Source organism: Mycobacterium sp. (assembly GCF_039583805.1).
Lineage (GTDB): Bacteria > Actinomycetota > Actinomycetes > Mycobacteriales > Mycobacteriaceae > Mycobacterium.
In genome coordinates this window covers 1-10,526 of the sequence record NZ_JAVKSH010000120.1, presented here as the reverse complement: position 1 = coordinate 10,526, position 10,526 = coordinate 1, and the positions used below count along the sequence as shown (strand labels likewise).

The 10,526-nt window shown below is 68.2% G+C and carries 9 protein-coding genes and 1 pseudogene; 4 read left to right on the top strand and 6 right to left on the bottom strand.

Translation table 11 applies throughout. The features are described 5' to 3' along the window. The first annotated feature begins 157 nt into the window (after nucleotides 1-157). Complete coding sequence (locus tag ABDW21_RS14655) at nucleotides 158-1,705, top strand: phospholipid carrier-dependent glycosyltransferase (RefSeq protein ID WP_343603296.1); 1,548 nt, start codon at nucleotides 158-160, stop codon at nucleotides 1,703-1,705. A 119-nt stretch (nucleotides 1,706-1,824) separates the two neighbouring features. Further along, nucleotides 1,825-2,661, top strand: a pseudogene (locus ABDW21_RS14650) (hypothetical protein); the annotation flags it as partial. A 70-nt stretch (nucleotides 2,662-2,731) separates the two neighbouring features. Here the strand turns inward: ABDW21_RS14650 and arcA are convergent. From arcA to ABDW21_RS14630, 4 genes are read right to left on the bottom strand one after another with little or no spacing between them, the layout of a single operon-like run. Continuing rightward, nucleotides 2,732-3,949, bottom strand: coding sequence for an arginine deiminase (arcA, locus tag ABDW21_RS14645; protein ID WP_343602216.1), 1,218 nt, complete (start codon nucleotides 3,947-3,949; stop codon nucleotides 2,732-2,734). Between the two features lie 54 nt (nucleotides 3,950-4,003). Beyond that, nucleotides 4,004-4,657, bottom strand: a complete 654-nt coding sequence (locus ABDW21_RS14640; protein ID WP_343602217.1) for a DUF5642 family protein — start codon at nucleotides 4,655-4,657, stop codon at nucleotides 4,004-4,006. 18 nt (nucleotides 4,658-4,675) lie between these two features. Next, on the bottom strand, nucleotides 4,676-5,344 hold the full coding sequence (locus ABDW21_RS14635; protein ID WP_343602218.1) for a DUF5642 family protein: 669 nt from the start codon (nucleotides 5,342-5,344) through the stop codon (nucleotides 4,676-4,678). Between the two features lie 6 nt (nucleotides 5,345-5,350). Next, complete coding sequence (locus ABDW21_RS14630) at nucleotides 5,351-6,343, bottom strand: GNAT family N-acetyltransferase (RefSeq protein ID WP_343602220.1); 993 nt, start codon at nucleotides 6,341-6,343, stop codon at nucleotides 5,351-5,353. Between the two features lie 365 nt (nucleotides 6,344-6,708). On the opposite strand from ABDW21_RS14630, the gene ABDW21_RS14625 reads away from it, so the two are divergent. Both ABDW21_RS14625 and ABDW21_RS14620 read left to right on the top strand, forming a co-directional pair. Continuing rightward, the gene (locus ABDW21_RS14625) at nucleotides 6,709-8,241 is read left to right on the top strand and encodes a PecA family PE domain-processing aspartic protease (protein WP_343710626.1); all 1,533 of its coding nucleotides are present in this window, start codon (nucleotides 6,709-6,711) and stop codon (nucleotides 8,239-8,241) included. 179 nt (nucleotides 8,242-8,420) lie between these two features. Next, nucleotides 8,421-9,395 carry a PE-PPE domain-containing protein gene (locus ABDW21_RS14620; protein ID WP_343710625.1) on the top strand — a complete coding sequence of 325 codons (975 nt, stop codon included), beginning with the start codon at nucleotides 8,421-8,423 and terminating at the stop codon, nucleotides 9,393-9,395. A 69-nt stretch (nucleotides 9,396-9,464) separates the two neighbouring features. On the opposite strand, the gene ABDW21_RS14615 is transcribed toward ABDW21_RS14620, so the two are convergent. After that, the gene (locus ABDW21_RS14615; RefSeq protein WP_343602226.1) at nucleotides 9,465-10,040 is read right to left on the bottom strand and encodes an RES domain-containing protein; all 576 of its coding nucleotides are present in this window, start codon (nucleotides 10,038-10,040) and stop codon (nucleotides 9,465-9,467) included. Then, complete coding sequence (locus ABDW21_RS14610) at nucleotides 10,037-10,432, bottom strand: XRE family transcriptional regulator (RefSeq protein WP_343602228.1); 396 nt, start codon at nucleotides 10,430-10,432, stop codon at nucleotides 10,037-10,039. The genes ABDW21_RS14615 and ABDW21_RS14610 overlap by 4 nt, the downstream gene beginning before the upstream one ends. Nucleotides 10,433-10,526 lie beyond the last annotated feature (94 nt).

The window sequence follows — 10,526 nt, the reverse complement described above, 5'->3', positions numbered from 1 at the left end:
TACCCGGCGCTCCGGTGCCTACCGGGACGGGACTTCCACCCGCTAGTCCAATCCAACTTTCAGGACGCACCATGGCGGACAGCCTACGATCGACGGTCATGCACGCCGACGACGATGCAGTGGGGGTACCGCCCGCCTACGGGAGAGAGCGGCGCTTGTGACGACCGCCCCGCCCGACGAACTCCTCAGACCGCAGGTACCCGTCGTCAGCCCGGGGCCGTTGGTGCCCGTCGCGGATTTCGGGCCGGCCGACCGCGGGCGGGGCTGGGCCATGACCGTGGCGATCACCGCGCTGGCCGCGCTCACCCGGTTCGAGAACCTGGGCTCGCCGACGGATGCCGGCACACCGATCTTCGACGAGAAGCATTACGCGCCGCAAGCCTGGCAGATGCTGCATAACCACGGCGTGGAAGACAATCCCGGGTTCGGCCTGGTGGTTCACCCGCCCGTCGGCAAGCAACTCATCGCGATCGGCGAGGCGGTCTTCGGCTACACCGGGGTGGGCTGGCGGTTTTCCGGCGCACTGCTCGGCGTGCTGGCGATCGCGCTGGTGGTGCGGATCGTGCGGCGGATCAGCCGCTCGACGTTGGTCGGCGGGATCGCGGGGCTGCTGCTGATCGCCGACGGCGTCAGCTTCGTCGCCTCGCGGACCGCACTGCTCGACGGCTTCCTGACGTTCTTCGTGGTCGCCGCGTTCGGCGCGTTGATCGTCGACCGTGACCAGGTGCGCGAGCGGATGTACCACGCGTTGCTCGACGGCCGCATCGCCGAGACGCGGTGGGGGCCGCGGCTGGGGGTGCGGTGGTGGCGGTTCGGCGCCGGCGTGCTGCTCGGATTAGCCTGTGCGACAAAGTGGTCGGGGCTGTACTTCGTGCTGTTCTTCGGGCTGATGTCGCTGGGGTTCGACGGCGCGGCGCGGCGCGCCTACCGGGCACCGCGGCCGTGGCTCGGCACGCTGCGCCGTGACGTGGGTCCCGCCGGCTACGCGCTGCTGCTCATCCCGTTCGGCGTCTACCTGGCGTCGTACACGCCGTGGTTTGCCTCCGAGACCGCGATCGACCGCCACGAGGCCGGGCAGGCGATCGGCGAGCACTCGGCGTTCCCGCTGCCCGACGCCGTCCGCTCGCTGTGGTACTACACCTACAACGCCTATCACTTCCATGCGGGCCTGACGAATTCGGCGGGCAATCACCATCCCTGGGAATCCAAACCGTGGGCCTGGCCGATGTCGCTGCGACCGGTGCTGTACGCCATCGACCAGCAGAACGTCCCCGGCTGCGGCGCGCAGTCCTGCGTCAAGGCGGTGATGATGGTCGGCACCCCGGCGATGTGGTGGCTCTCGGTGCCGGTGCTCGGCTACGCCGCGTGGCGGACGCTCGTGCGCCGCGACTGGCGTTACGCCGCAGTCCTGGTGGGCTACTGCACCGGCTGGCTGCCGTGGTTCGCCGACATCGACCGGCAGATGTACTTCTTCTACGCGGCCGCGATGGCGCCGTTCCTGGTCATGGCGATCGCGCTGATCTGTGCAGACATCCTCTATGCGCCCGGTCAGGGGTCGGAGCGTCGCACGCTCGGCCTGATCGTCGTATCGTGTTACGTCGCAATGGTGTTGACCAATTTCGCGTGGCTGTTTCCGGTGCTGACCGGCCAGCCGATCTCGCAGGCCACCTGGAACATGGAGATCTGGCTGCCCAGCTGGCGGTAACTCGTGGCGTTGAGACCGCAACCTCGTTGAGATTACGTCCAGAGCTGTCGATCGACCGGTATCCACAACCCTGCGCGCAATGTCAACGCGGGAATGGTGCCGCCAGCCAAGATTGTCGCATGTCCGACGTGTTCATCGGCACAGAGATGCTCGACCCGCCTGCGGCGCGCTTACCCGCGGCCAGTTGCGCTGGAAATACACGCCCCTATTTCCCGGCGTGTACGCACGACGGCGCGCGGCTCCGTCGCTGTGGCGCGATACCGTCAGCGCCAGGCTGTGGTCGGGTCGCAGCGGCGTGATCGCCGGGCGCGCCGCGGCGGCGCTGCACGGCGCGCTCTGGGTTGACGCCGTCACACCGATCGAGATGATCTGGCGCAGCGGCCGAGAACCGTCAGGAATTATTGTTCGCAACGAACGGATCTACGCTGACGGGATTGTCTACGTTGACAGGATCCCGGTGACCAGTCCCGCGAGGACTGCGCTCGACCTTGCCCGGCATCTGCCACGGGATGTCGCCGTGCGGCACCTCGACGCGCTTGCCCGTGCACCCGAAATCAAGGCATGCTATGCCCTTTCACTGGTTGAGCGCTATCGGCGGGCACGAGGACTGCGTCGTTACGAAGTCGCACTCGATCCGATGGACCCGGGTGCTTCAGTCACCGAAGGAAACGTGGTTGCGGCTCCTCCTCATCGACGCCGGACTGCCCGCGCCGCGAACCCAGATACGGGTGACCGACGGCGTCAGGCAGGCATTCATCGATATGAGATACGACGAACCGCTGGTTGGCCTCGACCATGACGGCCGGCAGCACAGCACCGATCGCAAGCGGTACGTGCACGACATCGGGCGTGCCGAGCGGATCGAGAGCCAAGGCTGGATCGACATTCGCGTGGTGGCCGAACACAGTCTGTGTTTCATTCTGCATCGGGTGAAAGATGCCTTTGCCCGCCGCGGTCATCCGGTGAAATTCGCACAGGGTCGTGAAATTCGCGCAACAACAGCCCTGAACGCAATCTCGGCGTCCGCTAGAGCGGATCGCGGGCGACGGGGCAGGACATGCAGCGCGGCCCGCCGCGGCCGGTGCCCAGCTCGGAGGCGGCGACGGTGAGCACTTCGATGCCGGCCTGCCGCAGCCGGGCGTTGGTCTGCACGTTGCGGTCGTAGGCGACGACGACACCGGGCGACAGGGCCAGCGTGTTGTTGCCGTCGTCCCACTGTTCGCGTTCGGCGACGACGGGGTCGCGCCCGGTGTCGATGACGCGCAACCTGTCGATGCCCATCGCGGCGGCCGCCGCTACCAGGAACGGCGCCTCGTCGGAGATCGTCACGCCGTCGCGGGTGCGCGCAATCGTGAACGCCGACAACGTGTCGACGACGTTGGCGTACATCACCACGGCGTCGGTGTCGACCATCGTGCACACCGTGTCCAGGTGCATCTGCGCTCGTTTCTGCTCGATCGGCACCGCCAGCACGGTGTCGGCCAAGCCGTCGTCGAACAGGCTGCGCGCCAACGCTTCCGCGCCCGCGGGCGTGGTGCGCTCCCCCACGCCGACCGCAACCACGCCCGGCGCCAACAGCAGCACGTCGCCGCCCTCGACCGGCGCGGTGTGCGACTCGTAGGCGCGGCGCACCCCGGTGAAACGCGGATGGTGGGCGTAGATCAGGTCGGTCAGCGACGCCTCACGCGAGCGCGCCGGCAGCGCCAGCGACGGGATGATTACCCGCGGCCCGACCCAGATCGACGAGTCGCGGGTGAACACCAGGTTGGGCAGCGCCTCGATGACGAAGTCGGCGCCGTGGTGCATGAGCCGCACCAGCGACACGTCGGTCCGGGTGTCGGGCGGCAGTTCGGCGAACGTCATGCCGGCCGTCAGCACATGCGCCAACCACGCCGGCTGCAAGCCCCGCAGGTATTGCGAAAGTTCCTGCGCCAGAGGGAATCCCAGTCGACGGCTGTCCACCGCCGCGGCGATGCCCTGCATCCGGGCGGCCCCGCTGGCCAGCGCCTCGGTGAGCAGATCGGACAGCAGCAGCACCTCGACCCCGCGCGAGCGCAGCAGCTGCGCGAACGCGTCGTGTTCCTGCTGCGCGCGGTCCACCCATGGCAGCCCGTCGAAGAGCAGGCTGTCGTTGTTGCGCGGTGTCAGCCGTCGCAACTCCGCACCCGGCCGGTGCAGGATGACCACCCGCAGCGTCCCGACCTCGGAATTGGAGCCCAGCTCGCAGACACTCACACCTAGCACGGTAACGCCCACCCGGTGCCGCGCGGGTCGAGTCAGAGCACCTGCGCGCCGGGCTCAGGTCCTGACCGCGGCCACCGCGGCGGTGAGCAGGTCACGCGCCCGCTGGGTATCGACCGCAGCGACCGGCCTGTCCGGCGCCACCAGGGGATTGGCGGTGACGATCACCTGGTAGTCACCGAAGTGGGCGGAGTAGTTGTACATCTCCCCGGTGCGGGGCCGTCCGCCGGCGATCGTCTGCAGGATCCGGTGCACGCCCAGCGTTCGCACGCCCTTGATCTGCGGCGCCTCGACCACTTCGAGGAAGCCGCGCACCCCACGCCCTTGGAATGCCACCTTCTTGCAGTTGCGTCCGGGGTCGTTGAGCGGCACCGGTTGTGACGTCTGCAGTGCGATCGCGATGTAGCGGGCGCCGTCTCCCTCGGCGGTCACCGCGGCCATGTTGCCCTGCACTCCGGGCGGCACCTGTTCGCCGATCACGAATTTCGCGCAGTTCGCCGGCTCGAATTTCAGGCCTTCCGGCAGCTTGCGCGACGACAGCACCTGGGGATCGACACCCGTCTTGGCGATGTCTTTGACCTGGAACCCCGGGCCGAAACTCGACTTGACGTCCGCGATCTTGGTGATGTCGGCGGACGCGTGTCCGCCCGATCCGGATGAGCACGCCGCCGCCGCGCACACAGCCGCGAGCGCGAGCACCCTCCTGCACATCCGGCTCAATCTAGCCCACTATGGCCGGCTGCTCAGCGCCGACACCGATTTGACGAGAAGATCGCCGGCGAATTGCGGCGCCAGCGCCGGCCGGACCGAGCCGGGATCGCTGACCAGCGTGCTGAACGCATCGTAGGAGTCCAGGTAGGCAATGAACGTTGTTGCCCGCGAAATGATTTCGTTGCCGCCCTCGGCCGGTGCGATGGTGTCGGCGGTCATGCCCAGGGTTGGCACGCCGTCGATGCGCGGCGGCGCGGTCAGACGGACGCGGGCGCGGGCGCGCCCGTCGGTCATGGTCCACTGCGGGCAGGCGGCCACCAGTCTCGGCTCCGGCGCGGCGTGCGCGGCCATCACCACCGCGTACACGACCCCGCCCGGGCCGGACCCCGAAATGCCCTGGGCGATCGCGGACTGGCCGGGGTCCGGCGCGGCCAACTCCGCGCACCGCGGCGGGTCGGCCGTCGCGCCCGCGGCCAGGCCCCACGTCGCGGCCGGCCCGCCCTGCGGCGACACGGAGGTCACCTCGTAGCCTGCGGGCAGCTCGCGGGCCACCCGCTTGATGTCGACCGGGTTGATCCGGCCGGCGGGTGAGCTCTGCGACGGCGTGGTCCGAGGTGCGTGGACACATGCGCTCGCCAGCACGCCCACCACTGCGGCCGCAAAGAGTCGCATCCACGTCGCGGTCAAGGTAGGTCAGCCCATTGCCTGAATAACTTGCCGCGCAACACGTTTGATCTCTTCGGTCAGGTCGTGCCCCAGCGACAGGGTGTGCGGGCCGGGCACGCCGACCACGGTGGTGACGACGCCGACGTCGTCGCGTACCCACACCGCGCCGCAGCGGTCCATGATGGTCCGCATGGGCAGGTTGTCGGCGAGCACCCGCGCCGAAAAATGTTCGACACCGTCGAGGCGGGCAGCCACCGACAGCGCGGCGATCAGGAAGGAGCCGATACCGCGGCCCTGAAAGGCGTCGGCGACGGTGAACGCGATCTCGGCGACGGCGGGGTCGTCCTCGTCGCGAACGAAGCGGGCATCGGCTATGGGCTGGCCCGTGAGGTCGGTCATCACCCACACGAAGTGATCGACGTAGTCCACCTCGGCCAGGTAGTCCATCATGGCCGCGCTGGGAATGCGCGGCGACATGAAGCGCCGGTAGAGCGTCTCCTTGGAGAACTGGATGTGGCCGTGCAGGGTGCGCTCGCTGTCGCCCGGCAGCACGGGGCGCAGCAGCAGGTCGGTGCCGTCGCGAACCCGGACCGGGATGGGCGTGACGAAGGCGGCCAGCCGCTGGCGGACCGTGCGGACCAGCCGCTCCATGATCCCCGGGACGCGCACCATCCGGGCGAACGCGTCGCCGTCGCCGATCCAGCCGGTCAACGGCTCGGTGGTGGTGACGGTCGCGGTGCGCGGGATGTGGCGCAGCAGCGCGATCTCGCCGACGATCATCCCCGCGGACACCTGCTCGACAATCACCGCGTCGTCGTCGCCGACGTGCGTGACCTCGGCGGCGCCGGACGACACGAGCAGGAAGGAGACGGCCTGCTCACCCTGGCGCATCAACACCAGCCCCGGGGCGGCCTGCACCGGCTGCAGCCCGGCCGCCAGCGGCACCAGGTCCTGCGGGGCACATCCGTCGAAGATGTCCAGCGCGGCGAGTTCGTCAGCGCGTGCAGTCGATTCGGTCACGGTTCTCGGATCGCCATGGACTGCCGCCCTGTTCCCGTCAGCCCCGCCGCGTCGCACCCGATGGTGCGGTCGTGGCCCAGGTTATGGCGTTTCCTCGGGCCGCGGCAAGAAGCAGCGCCGCGCGTCGCGGGTACGTACCGACGGGAGCCTGCCGCGCCGACGGCCCTGTGCAGATGCGGGTTTGCGACGACGCGGGCAGCATCGGCGGACGCTCGCCGTTTTCCCGGCCGTGGTAAGTTACCGACTCCAGCGGGTGGTGCCCACGCGCGTGGTTGGCCGCCCTGTTGGTGAGGTGTCTTCGGGGTGGAGGTTTTACGATCAGCCGACAGCATGGCATTCAGCGCGACCACCGGCACCGTCGTCGGGTGCTGACCGCGGTTGCGACGGTGGCGGTCACGCCGCTGGCGGCGGCGCCCGCCGCGCACGCCGACATCTTCGACCTGCTGGTCGACCCAGTGATGGGCGCGGTGGACGCGGGCAGCTCGGCGGCGGCTCCGGTGCTCGACGCAGCGGCCGGTTCGGCCGCGGACGTCAGCAGTGCGTTGGCCGCGGCGAGTGGCGGCCTCGAGCAGTCGATCCAGTCGCTGATCGTGGATTCGGCGGTCGGGCTTTCGCAGGCCTACATCACCAGCCCGGTCGGCGAGGTCATCGACGGCGTGGTCAACGCGCCGTCCGTATTCCTGTTCGGCCGTGACCTGATCGGCAACGGCGTCGAGGCCGGCGCCGCGACCGTCGGCAACGACTCGCTGATCGGGGGCCTCGCTCCGCAGCTGTTCGGCAACCTCACCGACGGCGGATACCTGGCCGGCAACGGCGGCGACGGCGCGGCCGGAGTGGCGGGTGTCGACGGCGGCGAAGGGTTCGCCGGCGGGTCGGCGGGGCTGATCGGCGACGGCGGCACCGGCGGCGACGCGGCGACCGGCGGCGCCGGCGGGGCCGGCGGCGACGCGGGGTTGATCGGCAACGGCGGCGACGGCGGAACAGGCACCGTCGACGGCACCGCCAGCCAGTACGGCGGCGTCGGCGGCTTCGCCGGCACCCTGTTGGGCAGCCCCGGCGTCTCCGGTGCGGGCGGGCCGACGAACGTGACGGTGCCGCTGCAGATCAACGACGTCACCGAGCCGGTGATCGACCTGTCCGTCAACGGCGGACAGACCGTTCCGGTGCTGGTCGACAGCGGATCCGCCGGCCTGGTCATCCCAATCCAAGATCTCGGGCTGGCGCATGTGGGCTTGCCCACCGGGTTGGGTATCAGCTCCTACAGCGGCGGGCTCACCTACGTCTACCTGACTTTCCCGGGGACGGTGAACTTCGGTGACGGGCTGTCGAGCGGGCCGACGAGCATCGACGCCGAGTTGTTCGCGTTCCCCTCGTCGCTGCAAGGCTTCCTGCAGCCCGCCCAGGCCGTCGGGATCTTGGGCGTCGGGCCCAATGCGGACGGCCCCGGCCCGAGCCTGGTGACCACCGCGCTGCCCGGCGGCCTCAGCCAGGGTGTGCTCATCGACGAGCCCATGAATGAACTGACGTTCGGCCCGCCCACGCTGCCGGACGGGATCTCCGTCGCCGGGTCGCCGATCACCAACCTCGACGTGAGCATCGACGACGGCCCGGCTCAGTCGGTGTCGGCGATCGTCGACTCCGGTGGTGTCTTCGGAACCGTCCCGTCGTCGCTGCTCGATTCCGGTCAGACCTCGGGGACATTGCCGGCGGGCACCACGATTACGGTGTTCGACGGTCAGACGCTGCTGTACACGTATTCGACGACCGATGTCGTCAGCCCGACGGTGACGTCGGGGAGCCTGTTGAACACCGGCTACGTTCCGTTCTCGATGTTCCCGGTGTACATCGACAACGCCGGCAACGGCACGACAACCTTCTACCCGGACGCTTTGCCGTAACTCCCCGCCGATCGGCGCGGCTGCGGCGTCCGAACTGGGAATCGGCGAAGTGGGTTTCTACGCCCGTCGCGGTCGGGATCCAGTTGGCGAAGTTATCCGGGATGGGGCGGTTCAGATCGGAAGATGCGATGATGCAGCCCGCAGCAAGGCGGCGCCGGTGCGAGCGAAGAGGTGCAGCGGTGAACGGACATAAGATGCTCGCGTACGTTACCGCCGTCGGCATGATCGTTGGCGCGGCTAGCACGCCGATCAACCAACCCGCCCCCGCTGACGTGACTCTGCTGTCTGCGGACGGCCCGCTATCTGGCAGCGACACGGCGATCATCCTCGGCGGAACCACCGAGCCGACGCCGTCGACCGCTTTCGCGCAGACCGCCGAGGCTCTGTATCTGCACCCGCTGGGTTTCGACGATGGCGCGACCGCCTCGACGGTCTGCGACATGAACGGCACCGACCCGTGCAGCGCCCCGTTGCAGGTGCTGACGACGCCCGAACTGATCCAACAGGGCCCGAGCAGTCTGACGGGAGCGTCGGACGTCGTTCTCGCCGTGGAGAACGAATTCAACGCGGACCCGGGCGCTTTCAGCGCCGAGCACCCGCTGACGCTGTTCGGATACTCGCAGAGCGCCACCGCCGAGTCGATCGCAATGAGCCGACTCGCAGAAGCCGGCATCCCCAGCGCAGATCTGCACTTCGTGTTCATCGGCGACCCCTCCGCTCCGGGCGGCATATGGCCCAACCTTGCAGCAGACATGGACGCGACACTCGGTCCGAGCACCATGAACTCTCTTCTCAACCTTTCCGGCGCCGATGGTGTCCTCGGCGACGTGACGCCGGATGACCTGTACCCGGCGACCATCTACACACTTGCCGGCGACGGAGTCGCCGACTTCCAAGAGGACTTCACGGCCGGGGGCCTGCTGGACCCGATCGTGCACCTATTCACCACGCACGTGGAGTACCTGGGGTTGACACCGGCGCAGGTCGCTGACGCGACCACCTCGACCAACGCCGACCTGACATATGTCGACATCTCCGACCACATCAACAACTTCGACGCGTGGGTTGGCGCAATTGAGCACGGGGTCGCCAACAGCGGACTATTCCAGAGCATATTCGAGTCCCTGCAACTGTTTTTGTTCAACACGTTCTGACCCGACGATCTCGACACGCTGCTGGAGTTCTACCGTTACCTGCCGGACACCGGGTGCACTTGAGGACAACTAATCCGATCGGAAGTGCTTTCGCCACAGCCACCGCTGGGGACTTTTCCATGACCACGGACAGGTGGTGTCGAGCAGTTCAGCGCCGGCGCCTCGGTCGAACAGGTCCGCGGCGATCGTCTGCGTGACGGCGCGGCGACTGGTGGTGATCTCGTGGAGATCGAGGTGCTGCAAGCCGTACTCGAGCAACAGTTCGACGTGGCGATCCTCGATCTCCTGGCGTGTGGACACGTCGGTGAGATCGATCAACGGGCCATCGAGTTTCAGGACTGTGGGAACGAGGACGTGCTGTATGCGCCACTGCGCGGTGACTGGCTTTTCAGCGAAGTCTTGGGCGGCCTCAGGCCCATAGCGCTCGACATGGCGGCGCAGCGCGCCGAGGTTGGGCCGGACGTCGGCCAGCACCTCGCGAAGACACGTTTTCGCCACATTGGCGCAATAGACGGTGCGGAAGCGCCGGTAGATGTCGTCGAAGCGGTGGCTGAACTGGAACAGCTGCAACGGAGTGAAGCCGAGCGGATCAGCGTAATAGCCGACCCGCCACAGGGTTCGCCCCACCTCGGGCGGCGCGATCACGACTGGAAGCTGGCGACCTGCCGTGCGGCCCGTACGACCATCGCGAACTCCGCGGTGTCGATCGCCGCGCCAAGCACCTCGATCGGCGCGCGATCGTCCAGGCGCGTGTTGGTGCCAAAAAGCCACGCCCGCGCCGTCTTGTCGTCATAGGCATCGACGAGCATCCGGACGACCTTGTAGCCCTCACGTAAGCGGCGTTCGGTCGCGCCGTGTGGTTCCGGACCGCCCTCGCGCGCATAGCGACCGATTTGCTTGGCGTCGGCCAAGCCGGCCATCGCCGCCGCGACGCGCTGACCGACAGCCCCTTGTAGATACGCGGCGATCGCACGGATCGAACGCGTCGCTGCCTCATCGTCGAGTCGCTGCGCCGCTGAGACGGTCAACACCGGCATATCGCACCTCCACCTCCGCGCCGGATCTACCTGAGATGCTACCAAGTAAGCACCTTAGAACACACCCTTAAGCTACACCTAATAGCTCACCAGG